The 22131-nt window shown below is 60.4% G+C and carries 20 protein-coding genes; 10 read left to right on the top strand and 10 right to left on the bottom strand.

Going from position 1 to position 22131, the window contains the following annotated elements; translation table 11 throughout:
• The first annotated feature begins 20 nt into the window (after positions 1–20).
• The 3 genes from NTD87_RS25080 to NTD87_RS25070 all read left to right on the top strand — a co-directional run bounded on the left by NTD87_RS25080 (position 21) and on the right by NTD87_RS25070 (position 2079).
• Positions 21–629, top strand: a complete 609-nt coding sequence (locus NTD87_RS25080) for an NADPH-dependent FMN reductase (RefSeq protein WP_262116876.1) — start codon at positions 21–23, stop codon at positions 627–629.
• Positions 630–648: 19 nt separating this feature from the next.
• Positions 649–1032, top strand: a complete 384-nt coding sequence (locus NTD87_RS25075; protein WP_262116875.1) for a VOC family protein — start codon at positions 649–651, stop codon at positions 1030–1032.
• A 378-nt stretch (positions 1033–1410) separates the two neighbouring features.
• Positions 1411–2079 carry a dihydrofolate reductase family protein gene (locus NTD87_RS25070; protein ID WP_262116874.1) on the top strand — a complete coding sequence of 223 codons (669 nt, stop codon included), beginning with the start codon at positions 1411–1413 and terminating at the stop codon, positions 2077–2079.
• Positions 2080–2241: 162 nt separating this feature from the next.
• Here the strand turns inward: NTD87_RS25070 and katG are convergent, their stop codons facing one another.
• Positions 2242–4476, bottom strand: a complete 2235-nt coding sequence (katG, locus tag NTD87_RS25065; protein WP_262116873.1) for a catalase/peroxidase HPI — start codon at positions 4474–4476, stop codon at positions 2242–2244.
• Between the two features lie 341 nt (positions 4477–4817).
• Between katG and NTD87_RS25060 the strand changes: the two genes are divergently transcribed.
• Both NTD87_RS25060 and NTD87_RS25055 read left to right on the top strand, forming a co-directional pair.
• The gene (locus NTD87_RS25060; RefSeq protein ID WP_262116872.1) at positions 4818–5510 is read left to right on the top strand and encodes a hypothetical protein; all 693 of its coding nucleotides are present in this window, start codon (positions 4818–4820) and stop codon (positions 5508–5510) included.
• Between the two features lie 140 nt (positions 5511–5650).
• Positions 5651–6031, top strand: coding sequence for a RidA family protein (locus tag NTD87_RS25055; RefSeq protein WP_262116871.1), 381 nt, complete (start codon positions 5651–5653; stop codon positions 6029–6031).
• A gap of 61 nt (positions 6032–6092) precedes the next feature.
• Here NTD87_RS25055 and NTD87_RS25050 read toward each other — a convergent pair whose 3' ends face one another.
• Genes NTD87_RS25050 through NTD87_RS25035 form a run of 4 tightly spaced genes read right to left on the bottom strand, consistent with a single transcriptional unit; the run spans position 6093 to position 10674 of the window.
• Positions 6093–8750, bottom strand: coding sequence for an ABC transporter permease (locus NTD87_RS25050; RefSeq protein ID WP_262116870.1), 2658 nt, complete (start codon positions 8748–8750; stop codon positions 6093–6095).
• Positions 8747–9424: an ABC transporter ATP-binding protein gene (locus NTD87_RS25045; RefSeq protein ID WP_262116869.1), complete on the bottom strand. Its 678-nt coding sequence runs from the start codon at positions 9422–9424 to the stop codon at positions 8747–8749. The genes NTD87_RS25050 and NTD87_RS25045 overlap by 4 nt, the downstream gene beginning before the upstream one ends.
• Positions 9405–10094: an ABC transporter ATP-binding protein gene (locus NTD87_RS25040; RefSeq protein WP_262116868.1), complete on the bottom strand. Its 690-nt coding sequence runs from the start codon at positions 10092–10094 to the stop codon at positions 9405–9407. Before NTD87_RS25040 ends, NTD87_RS25045 begins: the two co-directional genes overlap by 20 nt.
• A 1-nt stretch (position 10095) precedes the next feature.
• Positions 10096–10674 carry a hypothetical protein gene (locus NTD87_RS25035; RefSeq protein WP_262116867.1) on the bottom strand — a complete coding sequence of 193 codons (579 nt, stop codon included), beginning with the start codon at positions 10672–10674 and terminating at the stop codon, positions 10096–10098.
• A 272-nt stretch (positions 10675–10946) separates the two neighbouring features.
• Here NTD87_RS25035 and ppnN point away from each other — a divergent pair, with 272 nt between their 5' ends.
• Positions 10947–12320, top strand: a complete 1374-nt coding sequence (ppnN, locus tag NTD87_RS25030) for a nucleotide 5'-monophosphate nucleosidase PpnN (protein ID WP_262116866.1) — start codon at positions 10947–10949, stop codon at positions 12318–12320.
• A gap of 54 nt (positions 12321–12374) precedes the next feature.
• Here the strand turns inward: ppnN and NTD87_RS25025 are convergent, their stop codons facing one another.
• On the bottom strand, positions 12375–13286 hold the full coding sequence (locus NTD87_RS25025) for a pyridoxal-phosphate dependent enzyme (protein WP_262116865.1): 912 nt from the start codon (positions 13284–13286) through the stop codon (positions 12375–12377).
• A 142-nt stretch (positions 13287–13428) separates the two neighbouring features.
• A complete protein-coding gene (locus tag NTD87_RS25020; RefSeq protein WP_262116864.1) occupies positions 13429–13770 on the bottom strand; it encodes a DUF190 domain-containing protein in 342 nt (113 codons plus the stop codon).
• Positions 13771–14008: 238 nt separating this feature from the next.
• Between NTD87_RS25020 and NTD87_RS25015 the strand changes: the two genes are divergently transcribed.
• Positions 14009–14287: a DUF3303 domain-containing protein gene (locus NTD87_RS25015; RefSeq protein WP_123425555.1), complete on the top strand. Its 279-nt coding sequence runs from the start codon at positions 14009–14011 to the stop codon at positions 14285–14287.
• A gap of 638 nt (positions 14288–14925) precedes the next feature.
• On the opposite strand, the gene NTD87_RS25010 is transcribed toward NTD87_RS25015, so the two are convergent.
• Positions 14926–15714, bottom strand: a complete 789-nt coding sequence (locus NTD87_RS25010) for an ABC transporter substrate-binding protein (protein ID WP_262116863.1) — start codon at positions 15712–15714, stop codon at positions 14926–14928.
• Between the two features lie 94 nt (positions 15715–15808).
• The gene (locus NTD87_RS25005) at positions 15809–16978 is read right to left on the bottom strand and encodes a M20 aminoacylase family protein (RefSeq protein ID WP_262116862.1); all 1170 of its coding nucleotides are present in this window, start codon (positions 16976–16978) and stop codon (positions 15809–15811) included.
• 115 nt (positions 16979–17093) lie between these two features.
• On the opposite strand from NTD87_RS25005, the gene NTD87_RS25000 reads away from it, so the two are divergent.
• Positions 17094–18083, top strand: coding sequence for a LysR substrate-binding domain-containing protein (locus tag NTD87_RS25000; RefSeq protein WP_262116861.1), 990 nt, complete (start codon positions 17094–17096; stop codon positions 18081–18083).
• A gap of 36 nt (positions 18084–18119) precedes the next feature.
• Here the strand turns inward: NTD87_RS25000 and NTD87_RS24995 are convergent, their stop codons facing one another.
• Entirely contained in the window at positions 18120–18830 is a 711-nt protein-coding gene (locus tag NTD87_RS24995; RefSeq protein ID WP_262116860.1) for a FadR/GntR family transcriptional regulator, read from the bottom strand.
• Positions 18831–19372: 542 nt separating this feature from the next.
• Here NTD87_RS24995 and NTD87_RS24990 point away from each other — a divergent pair.
• Positions 19373–20731, top strand: a complete 1359-nt coding sequence (locus NTD87_RS24990) for an MFS transporter (RefSeq protein WP_315975343.1) — start codon at positions 19373–19375, stop codon at positions 20729–20731.
• A 38-nt stretch (positions 20732–20769) separates the two neighbouring features.
• On the top strand, positions 20770–22119 hold the full coding sequence (gene gudD, locus NTD87_RS24985; RefSeq protein WP_262116859.1) for a glucarate dehydratase: 1350 nt from the start codon (positions 20770–20772) through the stop codon (positions 22117–22119).
• The last annotated feature ends 12 nt before the right edge of the window (positions 22120–22131 follow it).

The raw sequence follows: 22131 nt of genomic DNA, 5'->3' as shown, positions 1-22131 counted from the left end.
TGCAAGGAGATCGACTTGCCATGACCAACTCTTCCTCAATCACCATGCCCCCACAGCAACAACCTCGGATCGGCATCGTCATCGGCTCGACACGCGAAGGCCGCTTCGGCGAAAAGCCCGCGCTCTGGATCCACGAGATCGCCAGGCAACGCGCCGATCTCGCCTTCGAACTGATCGACTTGCGCGATCACCCGCTGCCCTTCTTCAACGAGCCGATGTCGCCGGCCTGGGGGGCGGCGAAGAACGAGGCCGCGCAGCGCTGGGCCGACAAGCTTGCTACGCTGGATGGCCTGATCGTGGTCACGCCCGAGTACAACCACGGACCGAGCGCGGTGCTGAAGAACGCGTTCGACTATGCGTACAAGGAATTCATCCGCAAGCCGATCGGCTTCGTCGGCTACGGCGGAGTCGGCGCGGCACGCGCGGTCGAGCAGCTTCGGCTGACCACCATCGAGTTGCAGATGGCGCCCGTGCGCCATGCCGTTCACATCGGCATGGTGGAGTTCCTGGGCATTTGGCAACAGGGCAAGAGTTTCGATGATTTTCCGCACCTGGCGCGGGCCGCCAACGAGTTGCTCGACGACATCGCGTGGTGGACCAAGGCGCTCAAGAGCGCGAGGGAACATTAGGCTAAGAAGGAGGCGCAACGTGAGCGTGCAGCTAAACCATACTATCGTCTGGTGCCGCGACAAGCAGAAATCAGCAACATTCTTCACGGACGTTCTGGGCCTGCCATCCGCCATCCGATTCGGACCCATGCTGGTCGTTCAACTCAACAACAACGTTTCACTCGACTTCTACGAGAACGAAGGCAACATTTCCTCCCAGCATTATGCCTTCTTGATAGGCGAAGACGACTTCGATCAAACCTTCGCCCGCATCAACGATCGAGGGCTGCCGTATTGGGCAGACCCTGGCAAGCACCGGACGGGAGAAATCAACCGGAACGACGGTGGCCGCGGGGTGTATTTCGAGGACCCCGACGGTCATCTCCTTGAGGTCATTACTCGACCTTATGGGAGCGGCGGGTAGATGGGACGCAGGGTAAGGTGGACGTGAGTATTGAATGTCGGCTTCTTGGTGATGCGACCGGCAGCAATGGGTCCAGAGTGTATAAAAAGGGTTCGCGGAGGCGTTTTTTTTACACACTCTGAACCCATGATCGGACGGTCGCGCCCGCGTGCTCTACTGCCATCCAGGCCCTTCTCAACTATGCTTATGCCCTATTGCGGGGGCCAGCTGCTTTTCATCCCAATTCAGTAGGGTGAAAAATGGCATGAGACTCATGCAAAACCAAGCTGGGAGCCGTTCTCCGTGAATTTTTCTGCGGACTGCTATACAGAAGCGGCCGGAGTCATACAGCAGAATTGCTGTCGAAATAGATAGTCAGGCGTCAATCGAAAGGAAGGCATGAAAATGACACGCGTCCGAGTTGAGGGCTTTACTATCTCGCTTGACGGATACGGAGCTGGTCCGAATCAGGACATGAGTAATCCGCTCGGCGTGGGCGGGACAGATTTGCACCCGTGGTTAGTCCCAACACGCACGTTCCAACGGGCCCTATTTGGCACCGACGGTGGTACAACGGGGATCGATGACGACTTCGCTGCGCGGGGCTTCAACAATGTTGGCGCCTGGATTCTCGGAAGAAACATGTTCGGACCGATTCGCGGTTCCTGGCCCGACATGAACTGGAAAGGCTGGTGGGGGGACAACCCACCCTATCACGTTCCAACTTTCATCTTGACTCATCACGCGCGCGCGCCCATCCAGATGGAAGGCGGAACGACATTCTACTTCGTCACCGGCGGTATTCACGAGGCGCTTGAGCAGGCGCGCGATGCAGCCAACGGAATGGATGTGCGCATTGGCGGCGGACCTGACACTATCCAGCAATATCTTCGTTCGGGCCTCATCGATGAGCTGCACGTCGCTATCTCGCCGGTCCTGCTGGGCGTGGGGGAGCGACTGTTCGAGGGGATTGACATGCGCGCTCTAGGATACGAATGCGTTCAGTTCGTTGCGTCGCAGAAAGCCACCCATGTTGTACTCCGGCGCCAAGGGCACAATGACGCCTGACAACCGGTTGCAGTGGATGGCGCTGCCGCTGAACCGGAACGTTGAACGATACTCCACGTAATGGAATAGGACGCATCTACTCTTGGCAACCTCCCTGGAGCCTCCCCAACCTGAGCGATCAGGTCGAGGTGGCCCACTTCAGGACCAGGTCCAACGTTCGCCTCACCTTAGATCGAAGCGGTCAAGGTTCATCACTTTTGTCCAGGCCGCTACGAAGTCTTTCACGAACTTCTCCTGCGCGTCGCTGCTTGCATAGACCTCAGCCAACGCCCTCAACTGCGCATTCGAGCCGAAGACGAGATCAACACGAGTGCCTGTCCATTTGAGGTCGCCGGTTTTGCGATCGTGTCCTTCAAACTCTTCATTGGCGTCCGAGACCGGCTTCCATTCCACGCCCATGTCGAGCAGGTTGGTGAAGAAGTCGTTGGTCAACGCTTCAGGTCGCTTGGTGAAGACCCCGTGCCGGGTTTGTCCGACGTTGGTATTGAGCACGCGCAGGCCGCCAATGAGCACCGTCATTTCTGGCGCAGTCAGTGTCAGTAGTTGCGCCTTGTCGATCAGTAATGCCTCGGCCGGTACGCGGTAACGGGTCTTGAGGTAGTTACGGAAGCCATCGGCGATGGGTTCGAGAAACCCGAAAGACTCGACATCCGTCTGTTCCTGGCTCGCGTCCATGCGTCCTGGCGTGAAAGGCACCGTTATGGTGTGACCGGCATTTTTCGCCGCCTGTTCGACGCCAGCGCTACCGGCCAGCACGATCAGGTCCGCCAGCGAGATCTTCTTGCCGCCAGTCTGCGCGCTGTTGAACTCGCTCTGAATCTTCTCGAGGGTCGCCAGCACGCTCGCCAGTTGCCCAGGCTGGTTGGCCGGCCAGTCCTTCTGCGGGGCCAGGCGCAGGCGCCCGCCGTTGGCGCCACCACGCTTGTCGGAGCCACGGAAGGTGGAAGCCGCCGCCCAGGCAGTTGATACAAGCTGCGAGACTGTCAGGCCACAGGACTGAAGCTTGCTCTTGAGTGAGGCCATGTCACTGTCGTTGACCAGGGCATGGTCGACCGCCGGGATGGGGTCTTGCCACAGGAGTTTTTCGTTGGGCATTTCCGGTCCGAGGTAGCGCGAGAGCGGCCCCATGTCGCGGTGGATCAGCTTGAACCAGGCGCGGGCGAACGCGTCGGCCAACTGATCGGGATTCGCCAGGAAGCGCCGCGAAATCTTTTCATAGATCGGGTCGAATCGCAGGGACAGGTCCGTGGTCAGCATGGTTGGATTACGCCGCCTGGACGGGTCGTGAGCATCCGGAATGATGCCCGCGCCGGCACCGCTTTTCGCCGTCCACTGGTTCGCACCCGCCGGGCTCTTGGTCAGTTCCCACTCGAAGCCGAACAAGTTCTCCAGGTAATTGTTGCTCCACTTCGTGGGTGTCGTGGTCCAGGTCACTTCCAGGCCGCTGGCGATCGTGTCGCCACCTTTGCCCGTGCCGAAGCTGCTCTTCCAGCCCAGGCCCTGCTCTTCGAGGCCGGCGGCTTCGGGCTCGGCGCCCACATTGGACACAGGCCCGGCGCCGTGGGTCTTGCCGAAGGCGTGGCCGCCGGCGATCAATGCCACGGTTTCTTCGTCATTCATCGCCATCCGAGCGAACGTTTCGCGGATATCCACCGCAGCAGCGACCGGGTCCGGGTTGCCCTCCGGGCCTTCCGGATTCACGTAGATCAGGCCCATTTGCACCGCGGCGAGCGGTTTCTCCAGGTTGCGATCCTGGACGGCATGGCTCTCCTCTTTACCGTAGCGCACATCGCCCCCCAGCCACGTGCTTTCGGAGCCCCAGTAGACGTCCTCATCCGGCCCCCAGACGTCCGGGCGACCTCCGGAAAAACCAAAGGTCTTGAAGCCCATGGACTCCAGCGCGACGTTGCCGGTGAGGACGATCAGATCGGCCCAGGAGATGTTACGACCATACTTTTGCTTGATCGGCCAAAGCAGTCGACGCGCCTTGTCGAGGCTGACGTTATCCGGCCAACTGTTGAGCGGCGCGAAGCGTTGCTGACCGGAGCCGGCACCACCACGCCCGTCACCGGTGCGGTACGTGCCGGCGGCGTGCCAGGCCATGCGAATAAAGAACGGCCCATAGTGACCGAAGTCCGCAGGCCACCAGTCTTGCGAATCGGTCATCAGCGCATGCAGGTCTTTCTTGAGCGCCGCAAAGTCCAGTTTTTTGAACGCTTCAGCGTAGTTGAAGCCCTCGTCCATGGGATCGGACAGGGACGAGTGCTGGTGCAGGATCTTCAGATTGAGTTGGTTTGGCCACCAGTCGCGGTTCGACGGGCCACCGCCCGCGGCGGCGTGATTGAACGGGCATTTCGATTCAGTTGCCATGTGTGAGCTACCTTTGGTCGTGTTCATCCGGCTATCCGGCCCGGCGTGGGCGCGCAATAGCGACGAGCGAAATCAATGACATAAGCTGCAGGGCCAACAGTTCGATCAATTGATCGTCGTGGTCACATGGGCAATCCGGATAGCGGCAATCGAGTTGCCTGCACGGTAGCCCACGGCAAGCCTAGTACGCTTCTGACTTATTCGTATCTCTTATCAGGTCTCAACCGGCCAGTTTTCACCAGCGCTCCGTTTAGGTTAGACCCCTATAAAGCAGTCAGCTAATAGGTGGCGTATCGGGTCCTGATAGGCCTAGTCTTTTAAGGATGGAGTAGACCTGATAGGTGACATACACAGGAGAGGGCCAGACCATGAATAAGCGCCCGCGCCGCACGGCCATCCACGAAGCTGGCCACGCCCTGGCCTTTTGGTGGAATGATCAGCATATAGAGCGCGTCACTGTGCGCACCTGGACAGAAGCCTTCACCGGCCCAATGATTGATCTGCGCGGCAACCCGCAAAACGTAGAGGGGTTGGTAGAGGCTGATTACTTTGTGCAGCACCCGTCCTTCGACGCCCCCGGGATTGCTGAATACCTGCCCTCTATGGTCGAGTCTATCGAACGCGACCTTCTCCATTGCTTCGCCGGCCCCGTGGCCGAAGCAGTCTACAGGCACACCAAATCCGACAAATTCATCAGCGGCAGCGGCTGGGGTGACCGGCGCCGGGGTTACGAATTGATAAGTTTGCTGCCTGCACGAAAGCTACTCGACGCCGAATCCCAGGCAATCGCCCGCTCCAGCTGTCTGGTGCGTCGTTACTGGCCCGCTGTCACTGCTGTGGCGGATCTTCTGCAAGAGCACGGCACGGTTAACGGGGACGCTATAACAGCGCTACTGTGCGAGGTCACCGGGGAGTCGCCTACGCGGCTCACTAATGACCTGACAACCCTCGACACGCGACGCAATAGGCGGTGGACTGCCGCCCACGCAAAGCGACTTTTCAGCAAGGCCCAGCAATCGTCTGACCGAACTGACAGTGACGGTCCATCAGCTCAAACCTGAAAAAATAAAGGGCGCCTCCAAGCGCCCCCATGCCATTGTCAGTCATCAAACGGTATCTTCGCTGACCGAGCCCGCTGACAATGTCGGGCCGGCCGCCCCCTATACGACCGCCCCTTTACCACCTCAAACACGAGATACCCATGGCAAACCACGACCTCACCTTCCTCCCCGACCCCGACCCGGAATCCATTTCCTCCGACGTCGCCGGTTTTGGCGGCCTACTGGTCTCCACTCAGATCCCCACCCGCGCCGACGGCAGCCTGGAGCTGGGCGACATCACCCTGCAGAGCGAGTGCACCCTGCAGGCGCTCAAGGTAGCGTTGGAGCGCGCCGGCAGTTCCATGGACCGGGTCCTGCATCTGACCATCTACCTCACCGACATGGCCGACCGCGCCGCCTTCAACGAGGTCTACCAGCGTTTCTTCGCCAAGCCCTGGCCGGTTCGCGCCGCCGTTGGCGTGGCCGCCCTGGCGGTGGAAGGCATGCGTGTGGAAGTCACCGCGATGGCGGCGCGGGGCTGAACCCGCGGGCTTATTCCGTGAGCTTATCCGGCGGCCCCGCTCAGCGAGCGGCCGCCAACAGCTACAGTTCCCGCATTCGCTGTACCGCAGGCACTCGCGTATCGCGCAAGGCTCCCAGGACAGCGAGGACGATTGACAGCAGCGCGACGAAAATCAGTGCAACCAGATAGCGCCACGGGATCTCAAGGCTCTCGGGGGGTGGATCAAACACGCCAGTCAGCAATGTGACGAGCATCCAGGCCAGACCGAACCCCGTCAGCGCCCCCAGGCTGGCACCGGCAACAAACTGCAGCAACGCCTCACTCCAGATGAAAGCGCCGAGCTGGCGAGGCTTGGCGCCCAATGCCGAGAGAATGGCGAACGTCCGGTGCCGTTCAGCCAGACCGAGGGCCAGCATCAACCCACTGGCGCCGGTCACCATCAGCACGGCAAAACTCAACTCCAGCAGTGCGAGCCCCCGCAGGTCGACCGCTGTCAGGCCGGAGGCAATCAATCGACGCGCCTCAGAGAGGTCACTGACCTTGCTGCCCGGCAGGTCAGCGACCACCTTTCGAACAGCCTTGGCCAATCCTTCAAGATCCGCCGCATCGCTGCGCAGCAGGACGATTTCAGCTCCCGGCGCACCGGTCTGCTGACTGACATAAGCGGCATTGGCGACCAGGAAGGAGTCATGGGGAGCCGTCGGAAACTCGCGCACCAAGCCAATAAAGTGGAACGGTACGCTGTGGTACTGCTGGTCGATGCTGCTCTGCAATCGCAAGTCCAGTGCGTCACCGAGCTGCAACTGGAAATCCTGCGCGGTTTCTTCCGAGACCAGCACACCGTCCGGCGTCGTCGCCAACAGGCCAAGCAGCGCCTCAGCGCTTGCACCTTGAAAGTAAGCATCGACCAGCCGCGTCGCCTCGCCGATGTGCAGGGGGTCAATGCCATACAGATCCTGCAGATCGTTGCCCACATACGCATAGCGATGCTGTAACGGCTGGGCCGCCTTCACGCCTGGCAATCGAGCCAGTTCGGACAGGCGACTGGAGGCCGGCACCGACGCTGTTCCAGTGACAGTCACGTCGGAGCCGTTGGTCAACTCGGCATCCACCCGCGACTGGGCGTTGTAAGTCGTGTTGAAGATCGCTGTCGACGTGGCGAAGGCAAAGCCCAGCGCAACCAGGGCAATGCCCTGCGTGACACGCCGGCGCTGCTGGCAGATGGAGGCCGCCACCAGGTCCGCCAGTGGCCCGGCCAGCGGCTGCAACAGGTCTGCTAACCGTCGGCGGCCATGCTTGAGCGCAACTTCGCAGAGCCGCAGGATCAGCAAGCCCATGCCCAACCAGAACAGCAACGGCGCGAGGAAGGCCTGGTAATCGACCTGGGCGGTCGGCACCCCCTCCGGCGCCAACACCAATTGGTAGCCACTGCTTGAGGTACGCCAGAGCGTCACCGCCGCCAGCACCAGGCAGATAAAGTCCAGCCCGATGCGCTGCCAGATCCGTGGACGCCCCGGCTCGCCAACCCCGCGTGCCTGCTGGACAGTCACCTGCCGCAGGTCGTGCCAGGCAGGCAGCAGGATGGCCACCTGCGCCAACAGCAGGCCAACCAGCATGGCGATGCCCAGCCAGGAAACACTCGCCATCTGCAACACCGCACCGGTCAACAGCAGCGGCGCCCACACTATGGCCAATGCCACGCCGACGACCACACCGCCGATGCCCACCATGGCGGCCTCGGCAGCGGCCAACCAGAGAATATCGGCAACCACTGCACCCCGAATGCGCAGCAGCGCCTGCTCGCACCGACGTCGCTCACTGCCAGAGGCGGCGACGGCCAGTGTGAGAAACATCGCCAGCACACAGCCCGGCACGCCCAGAAACAGAAACAGGACCCGCGCATACAGGGCATCGCCGCGCACTGCATCGAGCCGCGCGGCCAGATTGTCGGCGAGTACCCCACGCCCGGCGATACGGGCTTGCAGATTGTGGGCGGCACGCTGGCTGAAGATGAAGGCCGCTTCAGGGGAATCCGGCAGTTGGCTGCGTTCGAGTGCGAGATGGAGTTGCAGCCGAACCGAATCCGGCCTGATGTACGCTTGCGGATCAAACAGCGCATGCCAGAGCGGCAGCGCGAGCAACAGCACATTGTCGGGCGGCGCCTGGGGGGCGGCACCGGGCGGCACGCCGATGGCCTGGAACAGGGAATCGGCGGTGGGCAGATCGACCACGCCGCTGATCCGCACTTGCGCGGTGGTCAGTCCTGGCCTTTGGATCGTCACCCTGTCACCTGGCGCCACGTGCAGGTTGGCGGCGGTTTGCTGAGCGATCAGCACACCGTCATCGGTACCTGTCAGCAGACGAATCTGACCCGGAAAGTCACGGCCATAGCCGTCGCCCAAACCGAGGACTTTACCCGCTCCCGTGGTCTGTACCGTTGCGCCCGTTTGCGCCTGAAAGCCCTCCACGCTGGCATACCCGACCGTTTGTTGACGGTTGATGCGAGCCGCTTTGGCCGCAGCGCCGGAGATCTGCGCAACCGCCTCCCCCGGCACCAGTTGAAGCTGCCAATCCACGGGAATTTCCCTGATCGCCCGCGCGGTCATGCTGGTACCGCTCTGCGTGAGAAACGCCCCCAACAAGGCCAGCAGCGCAACCGTGAGACCGACGCCGGCCACGCTGCCAGCGAGTCGCGCCTTGCGCGCACGAAGCAGGCCGCCGAGCCAGAGCCAGATCATCGCGAACCTCCAGATCGCTCGCAGCCGCTCAGCCGGCCATGCTCCATCTGCCACTGAGTTTCCATCCGCCAGGCGATCACCGGGTCGTGAGTGGCAATCAGCAAGGCGCATTCACGACCGGCCAGATACCGGAGCAAGGCGTCAATCAGCGCGTGACCACTGACCTGGTCCAGTTGCCCGGTCGGTTCGTCGGCAAGGATCAGTTGCGGTTCACAGACGATAGCCCGGGCCATGGCGACGCACTGCATCTGTCCGCCGGACAACGTCTGCGGCAACTTGTCGGCCAGCGACAGCAGGCCAAAGGTGTTCAACGCAAAGGTCACGCGGGCGGCGCAATCCTGACTGCGGCCAGCCATCAACAGCGGCAAGGCAACGTTCTCGGCCACGCTGAGTGAGTCCAGCAGGCTCGGCGCCTGAAATACCAGGGCAATCTTTTCCGGAAGCAACGACTCGACCGGCCCCAGCGTCGGCCACGTGAGACTGCCGTCGCTGGGCTCATCAAGCCCGGCGAGCAGATGCAGCAGCGTCGATTTACCGCTGCCGGAACGCCCGACCAGTGCGATCCGCTGGCCGGGCCAGATGCGCAGCGTCGCTGAACTCAGCGCTACCACGGCCTCCCCTGCCTGCTGGTAACGACGTCCCAGGCCGTTTGCCTCAACCAGTGGCGAGGTCATTGATCAATCCATTTTCAAGCAATCGTCCATCATCGAGTCGCAGCAGGCGATCAGCCTTGCTCGCGAGTGCCGGGCTGTGGGTCGCGATCAACATCGAGCCCCCTTCACGGCAACGTCCTTTCAGGTAGTCAAGGATGCCCGACTCAGTCGCCTCATCGACTTCAGCGGTCGGCTCGTCCGCCAGCAGCAACGCAGGTCGAGTGCACAGCGCCAGCGCCAGTCCGGCGCGCGCCACCTCCCCGCCGGAAAGCTGCGACGGGCGAGCCTGCAAGCGCTGAACAAGCCCCAGGGCCTGCAGCATGGCGTCGATCCCGGTCCGCTCGCGCATGCCTGAAAGCTTCAGTTGCAAGCGTAGATTGCGCTCCAGGGTGAGGTGTTCGAAGAGATTGCCTGACTGCATCAATATGCCGATATGCCGCGCACGCAAACCTGCGCGCTCACGCTCGGTGCACCGGGAAATGCGCTGCCCCATCACTTCGACAATGCCACCGTCCGGGTCGTCCAGCCCGGCCAGGCACGCCAGCAACGTGGACTTGCCGCTGCCGGAAGGTCCCATGACCGCGACGAACTCGCCTGCGGCAATCTGCAGGGACACGCCCTTGAGCGCCGCCGTCTCCACATCACCGTTGTGGTAGAAACGATAGAGCCCACGGGCCGAGAGCGGCAGCATGTCAGTTCCAGCGAAGCGAATTGGCCATCAGCTGCCATTGATCGACGTTGTCAGCACCCACCGGGGCCGACAGATCGAGAGCAGCCTGCCGGCCATCGCGATAGAACAGATAGCGTTCGTGTTCCTGACGCAACTGACGATGGGTCATGGGGTTAGGTTCCGAGTCAGCTTTGTAGCGAATGCGGATGGCCGGCCCGCCTTTTAGTGTGACGCTATCCACTTTGCCCGGTTCGACGTTGTTTCCGGCCTTGACCAGTGCCGGCAACTCGACAGACTTGGCCGACGCCTCGCTGGGCGCGACTGCTACCGCAGTCACACTCACGTCTACCACGTTGTACTTGTCGGCGAAACGCGCGCCGTCTGCACGCTCGGTTCGCGCCCAGCCTTCCGGAACCTTCAGTGAAAGCCCTAGCGGTGATGGGTAGCTGACAAAAACCTGGGAGTCTGGAATATCGCCGGGGGGATTCTTTTCCTGCTGGGCAGCAAAAACACCCGGAACGGAGAGCCAAATGGCCACCATCCAGGCGGTGAGACGCTGGCTAAAGGCGCAGCGTGGGAAGTCTCGATGAGTACCGTTCATGCTGGCCTCGGTGCGCAATCTACTAGGCAGGTGACCGCACGTGTCCCCTTGACTCAGCGTAGGTGACTTTCGATTGCCCGCCCGCCAGGAATCCTGTTTCATGGCCGTCCGGTGCATCATGAAACGATGGATCTGGCTCGCACCGGCCCGCGATGTTTGCATTCTCGCCCGGTCGCCGGAGAAGATGGCCGCAGCACGATCGCTCTGGCACTGACTATCCTGATGTAACCGAGCCTGTGGGGCTCGATAACATCGTTCTCAGGGAATATCGAATGACCGCAAGACAAGTAATCAATGCTTCGGTGAGCCCAAAGGGCAGCCTGGAGACGCTGTCCCAACGCGAAGTACAGCAATTGAGCGCCGCCGGATCGGGCAGCATCTACTCACTCTTCCGCCAGTGCGCCCTGGCCATCCTCAACACCGGCGCCCATGTCGACAATGCCAAGACCATCCTCGAAGCCTACCGGGACTTCGAGATTCGCATTCATCAGCAAGATCGCGGTGTGCGCCTTGAGCTGCTCAACGCACCCGCCGACGCCTTCGTCGACGGCGAAATGATCGCCAGCACCCGTGAGATGCTGTTCAGCGCCTTGCGCGACATCGTTTATACCGAAAACGAACTGGACAGCCAGCGCATCGACCTGAGCTCCTCGCAAGGTATCAGCGACTACGTCTTTCACCTGCTGCGCAATGCCCGCACCCTGCGTGCCGGCGTGGAGCCGAAGATCGTGGTGTGCTGGGGCGGTCACTCGATCAGCTCCGGGGAATACCAGTACACCAAGAAAGTCGGTCACGAACTGGGCCTGCGCAGCCTGGATGTCTGCACCGGCTGCGGGCCTGGGGTGATGAAAGGCCCGATGAAGGGCGCCACCATTTCCCACGCCAAACAACGGATCACTCACGGCCGCTACCTGGGGCTGACGGAGCCAGGAATCATCGCAGCCGAGGCGCCGAACCCGATCGTCAATGAACTGGTGATCCTGCCCGACATCGAGAAGCGCCTCGAAGCCTTCGTGCGCGTCGGCCACGGCATCATCATTTTCCCAGGGGGCGCCGGCACTGCCGAAGAGTTCCTCTACCTGCTCGGGATCCTGATGCACCCGGACAACCGCGACCTGCCCTTCCCGGTGATTCTGACCGGACCGAGGAGCGCGGAGCCATACTTGCAGCAGCTGCACGCGTTCGTCGGCGCCACACTGGGCGAAGAAGCGCAAAGTCACTACGAGATCATCATCGACGACCCGGCCCAGGTGGCCCGGCAAATGACTGCGGGGCTCAAGGCCGTCAAGCAGTTCCGCCGCGAGCGCAACGATGCGTTCCATTTCAACTGGCTGCTGAAGATCGACGAAGGCTTCCAGCGCCCGTTCGACCCCACCCACGAAAACATGGCCAGCCTGCAACTGCGCCACGACCTGCCGCCTCACGAACTGGCAGCGAACCTGCGCCGCGCGTTTTCCGGCATCGTTGCCGGTAACGTCAAGGACAAGGGCATCCGCCTGATCGAGCAACATGGGCCTTACAAGATCCACGGCGATGCGGCGGTGATGCAACCCCTGGACAAACTGCTGCAAGCGTTTGTCGCGCAACACCGCATGAAACTGCCAGGTGGCGCGGAATATGTGCCCTGCTATCAGGTCATCAGCTAAGCATTTAACAGGCTCGGGACCCTGCGGTTCCGGGCCTTTCCCCCAGACGTCACGTCAAGACTTCGCCCACTCGGCAACCTTGTGCGCACTGATACTGATCCCGCCACACACAACAATCACCACATCATGGGCACCGGCAATTGCCGGGTGATCCAGATACGCGACGGCCAGCGATACACCGCACGCCGGCTCCACCAATTGGCGCAGGTCATCGGCATACCGCACGACCCCCATGATGGCCTCGGCATCTGTCAGCACGACACACGCGTGCTGGAAGCGCTGGATGTGCTCAACCGGCCACTGCGCGACTTGCAGCGCACCGAGTGAGCTGGCAACCGTGTTGATTTCGGGAAGTTTGACCGGATGTCCGGCCTTGACCGCAGCGGCGAATGAGGCTGCACCCTCGGTTTCACAGGCGATGATCCGGCAATCGAGCCGGGCATGGCGCTCCAGGCCAGTGAGGACCCCGGCCAGCAATCCACCACCGCCCACCGACGCCACAATCGTGTCGACCTGGGGGCAGTCCTGCAGGATTTCATCGATCATCGTGCTGTGCCCTTCCCACAGCGTCGGGTGGTCGAACGCGGGTACATATTCGGTATCCGGCTCCTTGGCGAGCTCCAGCGCCAACTGGTTGGCCTCGTCCCACACCTGACCCTGCACAATCACTTGCGCCCCGGTTTTAGCGATTCGCGCCCGAGTGCTCTCAGGGGTGGTGTGCGGAACGATGATGCTCGCTTCCAGGCCCAGCGCCGCGGCGGCCACTGCCGTCGCAAAACCGGCATTGCCACCGGAAGGACAGACCACTTTCTTCATGCCCTGCTCGGCTGCTCGGGTGCAGAGCAGGCCCATGCCGCGCAACTTGAATGAGCCACTGGGTTGCAGGTTTTCCAGCTTGAGCCAGACGCGCCGGCTCGGTGTCGAGAGCCCCGGATGGAGTACCAAGGGTGTTCTGATATGCAGCATCACGGACATCCTGATCAAAAAAACGGATGAATGGGAACCCGGTTCAGGTGTTGATTCGAACAGGCAAAGACACATTCGAGGAATGCCCCTTGGACCGGGCTGTACACCTGAGTCTAGACCTGGGTGCCCTCCCCCCTGAATATCAAGGCTGGTGACTGGTCTGCTCGGCCCTTTTGCCAAGGGTTCCGAATTCAACCGGAGCCTTGATGTAGAACAAGGCGATGTCTTCGGCTTCGAGTCGCGCAAACAGGCGAGTGCACTCCTCTTCGGTAATCGCCAGGTGGATCTCGGCGGGCTGATCGGCCATCTCGAAAAAATGCGCGGAATGCAGTTTTCTGGAATGCCCGAAACCTTCGATCCCGGTAGCGAGGGTAGCCCCGTGCAGGCCCATGTCTTTCGCCAGATCGATGAGCCAGTCACCGAGCATTTTCCCGCGATGACGCCGGTTCTGCTGGGTAAAGAAAATCACCAGAAAACCTTGCATGGCTGATCTCCTCTTCAATGGCTTCAATCACTCAACATAAACCGGGGATTTGCTCCAGCGGTGGGAAAGAAGATCAGCGGTCATACGCAGCGTTCGGGGGGCTGCTATGCCTTCTCATGGGAGTTTTCGATCAAGCCAGCCAAGGGACAAGCTGCAAACCGATGCGTGGCCATGGTCGCGGCGCCAACCTCGTGCGCGCAGAGAAAAACCGGTGCCAATCCCTGACAGGAGGTGGCAGATGCTCTACATCGTCAGTTGGTCAATCACGCCGGAACGTCGTAATAGCGCAATCGAACGTTTTCTCAAGACAGGTGGGGCTCCACCCGCAGGCGTCACCATGCTGGGACGCTGGCATGCCGTAGGACGCATGACCGGTTTTGGTGTTGCAGAAGCCAGCGATGTCACACTGATACAGAAATGGGTGCTCGAATGGAGTGACCTCCTGGCCATGGAGATTCTCCCCGCATTGACGGATGAGCAGGCGGCTCCGCTGCTGGCAGCGGCGCTGGGCAAGTGATATAGATCGTTCCCACGCTCCCGCGTGGGAACGATCAAATGAACATCAAGCTAGTACGCAATCCGTAGCAGCTGCCGAGCCCGCGAGGCTGCGTTCGGCTCGGTCCGCGCTCGGGCGTAGCAGTCGTAAAGTCGGGCAACGCGTTCTTCCAGACAAACCGTATGCACAGGATTTGCGAGGACTTCGTCCTCGAACGCAGCCTCGCGGGCTCGGCAGCTGCTACAGATGTAAAACGATCAAAGCTGTTGGTCTGACCCGGAACAAACCTACAAACAATCTGCCTGTTTCAGGCCTTTAGTCGTTGCTGCGTGATGGCTGTGATGTGATGGATGTGTTGGGCCGGCAGATTCGGGCGAATCATTGACACGTGACAGGTGAAGGGGATGCTGAAAGAGAGCAGCCAAGGCGACTGATGCCTGTCAGTTCAGCGAACACAAGCTTCGAAACAGCAAAGATCGAATGTGGGAGCGAGCCTGCTCGCGATAGCGGTGTGACAGTCAACATTGATGCCGAATGTAAAACCGTCATCGCGAGCAGGCTCGCTCCCACACCGGACTTGCTTCGTCTGACTGAATATACTTCCTTAACTGACTGGCATTAGTCCAGGCGACTGCTCTGCTGAAGGTGTCGAACGGGGGTTACTTCGCGCCGTAGACGTCGAAATCGAAGTACTTGTTGTTGATCTTCGCGTACGTGCCGTTGGCAAGAATCGTCGCCAGGGCTTTGTTCAGGTCTTCACGCAGTTCAACATCATTCTTGCGCACGCCGATGCCGTCACCGACGCCAAAGAATTCCGGGCTATCCAGCGTGCCGCCGGCAAACGTGTAGTCCTTGCCCACCGGTTTATTCAGAAACCCGTAACTGGCTTGGATCGAGCCTTGCAACGCGGCATCGAGCCGGCCCACCACGAGGTCGGCGTAGACCTGATCCTGATTCTGATAAGAGAGAATTTCCACGCCCTGCTTGCCCCAGACGGCTTTTGCAAAAGCCTCCTGGGTCGAACCCTGCTCCACGCCTATACGCTTGCCTTTGAGCGACTCGACGGTCGGCTGCAGATCCACTCCGCGCTTGACGACCAAACGTGCTGGTGCATTGGAGACCTTGTCGCTAAACGCAATCTGCTCCTGACGCTTGGGGGTGACGGTCATCGATGAAGCGATCGCGTCAAACTTGCGTGCCAGCAGCCCTGGAATCATCCCGTCCCAGCTGCTTTCAACCCAAACGCATTTAGCGTGCAACTCCGCACACAGCGCGTCGGCAATGTCGACGCCAAAGCCGGTCAGCGTGCCGTCCTGATTTTTGAATTCCAGTGGCGGATACGTCGGGTCGACCCCCAGTCTCAACACTTTGCCGGACCAGTCGGCCGCGCCGGCCACGCCGGATGCCGTCAAGAAAGCCAGTGAAACCGCCGCGATCATCTTATTCATTGTTATGTTCCTCCAGGGGTTCGCCGAGTCGGGTTACCGACCGTTTTTTACAACCGTGATGCTCGAAAACATTGATGTTCAAAAACAGTGCGCCTCAACGCAGAAAACCCTCGGCCAACTTCACCCAATAGCTTGCGCCCACTGGCAGGCAGGCATCATTGAAGTCGTAACCGGGATTGTGCAGCAAACAGCTGCCATCGCCCTGGCCATTGCCGATCACCAGATAACTGCCGGGGCATTGTTCCAGGATGAACGCGAAGTCCTCGCTGGCGGTGAAAGGCCGCAGGTCTTCGATCAGTTGCCCTTCTCCCAGCCACTCCCGTGCAACCTGACGGGCGAACGCGGTTTGCTCCGGATCGTTGATCAGCACCGGATGGCAATGGTAATAATCGATTTCGGCCTGTGCGCCGAAACTCGCCGCCTGTCCGTTTACCAGTTCGGTAATTCTGAGTTCGAGCAATTGGCGAACCTCAGGCCTCAACGCGCGCACGCTCAGGATCATTTCGGCGGACGCGGGAATCACATTCGAAACGTTCCCGGCATGAATGGAACCCACCGTGATGATCGCCGTTTCTTGCGGGTTGACGTTGCGCGAGACAATGCTTTGCAGGGCGATCACGATCGACGCGCAAACCACCACCGGGTCGACCGCCTTATGCGGCACCGCGCCATGGCCACCGATGCCGATGATTTTGATCGTGACGGTATCGGCAGAGGCCATGAACGGCCCGCTGTAGAACCCCAACTGCCCGGCGGGATAGCCCGGTATGTTGTGCATGGCAAATATCGCATCGCACGGGAAACGCTCGAACAGCCCATCCTCGAGCATCTTCTTCGCACCGCCCAGCCCTTCTTCGGCCGGCTGGAAAACCAGATTCAACGTGCCGTTGAAATCCCGCGTTTGCGCCAGGTATTTGGCCGCCGCCAGCAGGGTTGCCGTATGGCCGTCGTGGCCGCAAGCATGCATCACGCCGTCGATCCGACTGGCATAAGGCAACCCTGTGGCTTCCTGAATCGGCAGCGCATCCATGTCAGCGCGCAGCCCGAGGGACCGGCCTTCGCCATTTTTCAGGGTCCCGACCACACCGGTCTTGCCCACCCCTTTGCTGACTTCATACCCCCACTGCGTCAAACACTGCGCCACCAGTTCACTGGTGGTGAACTCCTCAAACCCCAACTCGGGGTGAGCGTGAATACGCTGACGCAGGGTGATCATTTCATCCTGCAGCGCAGCGATTCCCGGTAGGACATGGCCAGCATTCATGGGGGTACTCCTCGATAAGATCATTCAGCTGCCCGCGACTCAATGACGAGCCCCCAAGGCGCTGCTGGGTCGATCTTAGGGAATGGGCCGTAGGCTGGGGAGGCTCAGTTTGGTTATGATGACAACCCGTAGTTGTCGCCTAGGTGAGCAGATGAAACTGCATCAGTTACAAGCCCTGATTGCCAGCGCCGAGACCGGCAGCATCCGCGCGGCTGCGCGCTCGCTGGACATGTCCCAGGCCGCCGTGACCAAAGCCCTGCGCGAGCTGGAAACCGAACAACAGTTACCGCTGTTCGTCAGAACCCCCAGCGGCCTGAATTTCACCGAATACGGCAAAGTCCTGCTGACCCACGCCAGGCTGGTGCTCAAGCAACTGGAGCATGCGCGGACTGAACTCGATCACCTGCGCGGCAAGGCCCAGGGGCGACTCTGCGTCGGGGTCACACCCTGGGTCGCGTTAACCTTCTTGCCCGAAGTGGTATTGGCCTTTCGAGCACGCATGCCGGACATCCAGCTGGAATTGTTCGAGAGCCTGATGGCGGTTGCCCAGCCGCTGCTGCGCGACGGCAGCATGGATTTCGCCATCGGCCAGCTTCACCCGGCGCAAGCGACCCCGGAATTCGCCTGCGAAACCCTGCTCGATTACCAGACTTCGGTGCTGGTTCGCCAGGGTCATCCTCGACAAAACGCGCGATCACTCCACGAATTGCTCGACCAGGACTGGACCCTGAACTACGCGCCAGACGGCCACGATGCGCTGATGCAGGAGCTGTTCTGGCAGCACAATGTGCAAATAGATGAAAAACGCATCGTCCGCGCCCATTCACTGGCGATTCTGCAATTGATGCTCGAGCGGGCCGACATGTGCACCTGGGGTCCGACCATCCTGAGCACGGCCCCGCCCTTCCTCGGCCGACTGGTTTCCCTGAACCTGGCCGAGCAGTTCGAATCGAGACAACTGAGCATCGTCACACGGCGCAACGGCTCGCTGAGCAATCCGGCGCTGTGTTTTACCGAGTGCCTGCTGCAGGTCATTCGGCGTCATGCCCGTTCGGCCAGGAAGGAAGATCGGCAGCTGTTTGAAACACTGCGGTTGTTGGTTTGAGGCGGTGCGGGGCAATGTCGTCGCGCTCACATTGCTTCATTCAGCCGCCATACGCTCCAGGCTATTGCTCAAATGCAGCAGCATGGCCGCTCTGGCCGCGTCGGGGTCCTGTCGGCGAATCGCGTTCCAGATCGCTTCGTGTTCCAGATTGGCCTGTTGGCCCAGCTTCATCAGATCGGTGTCGCCACGCTCCTGCGCATTGATCCGCGTTCGAGGTATGACCGAATTGCCGAGGTGATAAATGATATCGGTGAAGTACGAATTCCCGGTGGCTTCTGCAATCAGCCGATGAAAACGCACATCGGGCTCAACGCTGCTGTCGTTGTTGGCCAGCGAGCTCTGGTAATCGTCCAGCGCTTGGCGCATCCGGGCAAGTTGATCGTCGGTTCGCCGTTTCGCGGCCAGGGCGGCAGCTTGGGTCTCCAGCCCCATGCGAAGTTCAAGAATGCCTCGCACGCTGATGGCGGTGTCGCTGCTCAGGCGAAAGCCCTGATGCGGGTCACGCTCCAGAGCAAACGTTCCCACACCATGCCGGGTTTCAACCAGACCGGACGCCTGCAACTTGGAGATGGCCTCGCGAACCACGGTGCGACTGACGCCGTGCTCACGAACAATCGTCGACTCCGAGGGCAGTTTTTCACCGGGCGCAATCTGCCCAAGCAGGATGCGTTGAGTCAGCTCGGCGACAATATCGTGCGCCAGACCGGGCGCGCGCTTGCGACCTGAACCATTGGATTCGTTTTGCATGTGATCCGACCCGTTCAAATGACGCTCCAGAATACTACTACCGTCCCGTAGCAGCTGGCGAAGCCTGCGTTCGGCCGCGCAGCGGACGTAAATCCTGCCTCCACGGTTAACCTGAAAAAACGTGGTGTCTGATTTTACGACTGCTTCGCCCGAGCGCGGACCGAGCCGAACGCAGGCTTCGCCAGCTGCTACGGATCGTGTGACGGCTTAACTTACCGGCATTAGCCCTTGTGGTGATTTTGCACCTCAACACGTCAGACAACACAGCTATTTCAGCAGTTTTATTCGACACCACCGCCTGCATCAAGACCAAAACCCCCACCTGAAGAACTGAAAAACCAAGTCAAAATCGAGCTTAAACCGCTGAAAACGCGTCAAAAACACACATTTAAATCTTACACACCCGGTTTTTATAGCCATTTTCTCGCAAGACTCGTATTGCGAGTCAAAAATCTCACTTGTATGATGACTGGCAACTTAAGTCGCAAAACAACACAGCAGCACCACACCCGCATAACAATAATCAGTGGGAGTCATGAATCGTGAGCCATTCAAGCGCTGTACCTGCCGCCTCGCCCGATAATCCTGTCCTGGCACGCGCCATTTCGAAAGTGAAGAGCCGTGTGCTCCCGCTCTTCATCATCATGTTCATCGTCAACTACATCGACCGCGTCAACATCGGCTTCGTCCGTACACACATGGAGCACGACCTGGGCATTGGTGCCGCAGCGTATGGGCTCGGTGCAGGTTTGTTCTTCATTGGTTATGCACTGTTCGAAGTGCCCTCGAACATGCTGCTGCAAAAAGTCGGGGCGCGCATCTGGCTGACCCGGATCATGTTCACCTGGGGCATTACCGCCACGCTGATGGCCTTCATCCAGAACGAAACCCACTTCTATATCTTGCGGTTTCTGCTGGGCGTGGCCGAGGCCGGCTTCTTCCCGGGCGTCATCTACTACTTCACTCGGTGGCTGCCCGGCGTTGAGCGCGGCAAAGCGATTGCCATCTTCCTCAGTGGCTCGGCGCTGGCCTCGCTGATCTCTGGCCCGTTGTCCGGGGCACTGCTGCAAATCAACGGTCTGGGCATGCATGGCTGGCAGTGGATGTACATCATTGAAGGCATGGCGTCGGTGCTTCTGTGCGTCTTCGTCTGGTTCTGGCTGGACTCCAAACCGCATGACGCCAAGTGGCTGAGCCGTGAAGAGCAGGATGCACTCGTTGGCGAAATCGATCACGAACAACGTGAGCGCGACGCCGTCCACACGGTCAAACCGACCTTGGGAAAATTGCTCAAGGACCGCCAGATCATGCTGTTTTGCGCCCTCTACTTCTGCATTCAGCTGACGATCTATGCCGCCACCTTCTGGCTACCCAGCATCATCAAAAAGATGGGCGACCTGAGCGACATTCAGGTGGGTTTCTACAACTCGATTCCCTGGCTGATTTCGATTGTGGCCATGTATGCCTTCGCCGCACTGTCGGGCAAGTTCAAGTTCCAGCAGGCCTGGATCGCCGCAGCGCTGCTGATCGCCGCCACGGGCATGTTCCTGTCCACCACCGGCGGGCCGATCTTCGCCTTTGTCGCCATCTGCTTTGCAGCGATCGGGTTCAAGTCCGCCTCTTCGTTGTTCTGGCCGATTCCCCAGGGCTACCTCGACGCCCGGATCGCCGCCGCCGTCATTGCCTTGATCAACTCCATCGGCAACCTCGGCGGGTTCGTCGCCCCGACGACCTTCGGTTTTCTGGAACAAACCACCGGTTCTATTCAAGGCGGGCTTTACGGCTTGGCGGGCACCTCGATCATCGCCGCACTGCTGGTGTTTTTCGCCAAGACAACACCCAGGGTGACGGGCACCGCCGATGCGGACATTCACCAACCCGTGCTGGGTAAATCGCATTGATCAGCGCTTGGGTCGAACCGACAAAACAGGAAATGAACATGAATACCGAACACCTGCACCACACCGGCAAAGCCCCGCTGATCACCAGTCTTCAGGTCATTCCTGTTGCCGGCCATGACAGCATGCTGATGAACCTCAGCGGCGCCCACGGCCCCTTCTTTACCCGCAACATCGTCATTCTCAAGGACAGTTCCGGCCGCATCGGCGTCGGTGAAGTCCCCGGTGGCGAGCGCATTCGTGAAACGCTGGAAGACGCTCGCAGCCTGGTGGTCGGGCAGCCGATCGGGAAATACCAAAGCATCCTGAACGCCATGCGCAGCGCTTTCGCTGCCCGTGACGCGGCCGGCCGTGGCCTGCAAACCTTTGATCTGCGCATCACCATTCACGCTGTGACCGCCATCGAAGCGGCGCTGCTGGACTTGCTCGGCCAGTTCCTCGAAGTCCCGGTGGCGGCATTGCTCGGCGAAGGCCAGCAACGCGATGCGGTGAAGATGCTCGGCTATCTGTTCTACATTGGTGACCGCAACCAGACCGATCTGGCCTACCGCAGCGAACCCGACGCGGATGACTGGTTCCGCTTGCGTCACGAGCAGGCGATGACGCCAGAAGCCATCGTGCGTCTGGCCGAAGCAGCAAAGGCCAAATACGGTTTCAACGACTTCAAGCTCAAGGGCGGTGTGCTGCGCGGCGAGGAAGAAATCCAGGCGGTTACCGCTTTGGCCGAGCGCTTCCCCGACGCGCGCATCACCCTTGACCCGAACGGCGCCTGGTCCTTGAAAGAAGCCGTTGCGCTGTGCCGCGACCAACATCATGTGCTGGCCTATGCCGAAGATCCGTGCGGCGCTGAAAACGGTTACTCCGGCCGCGAAGTGATGGCCGAATTTCGTCGCGCCACCGGCCTGCCCACCGCGACCAATATGATCGCCACCGACTGGCGCGAAATGGGCCACGCCATCCAGCTACAGTCGGTGGACATTCCCTTGGCCGATCCACACTTCTGGACCCTGCAAGGCTCGGTGCGCGTGGCGCAGATGTGCCATGAGTGGGGGCTGACCTGGGGTTCTCACTCCAACAACCACTTCGACATTTCACTGGCGATGTTCACCCAGGTAGCGGCGGCTGCACCGGGAGCGATCACCGCAATCGACACCCACTGGATCTGGCAGGACGGGCAACGCCTGACCAAGGAGCCACTGCAAATCGTCGACGGTCACGTCAAGGTTCCAACCAAGTCCGGGCTGGGTGTCGATATCGATATGGACGCCGTCGCCAAGGCCCACGAACTCTACAAAGGCATGGGCCTGGGCGCGCGCGACGACAGCGTGGCCATGCAGTTCATGATTCCCGGCTGGACATTCGATAACAAAAAGCCCTGCCTGGTGCGCTGAGCGTCAGCAGCT

Source organism: Pseudomonas sp. 6D_7.1_Bac1 (assembly GCF_025465945.1).
Classification (GTDB): domain Bacteria; phylum Pseudomonadota; class Gammaproteobacteria; order Pseudomonadales; family Pseudomonadaceae; genus Aquipseudomonas.
This window is presented reverse-complemented; position numbering and strand designations above follow the sequence as displayed.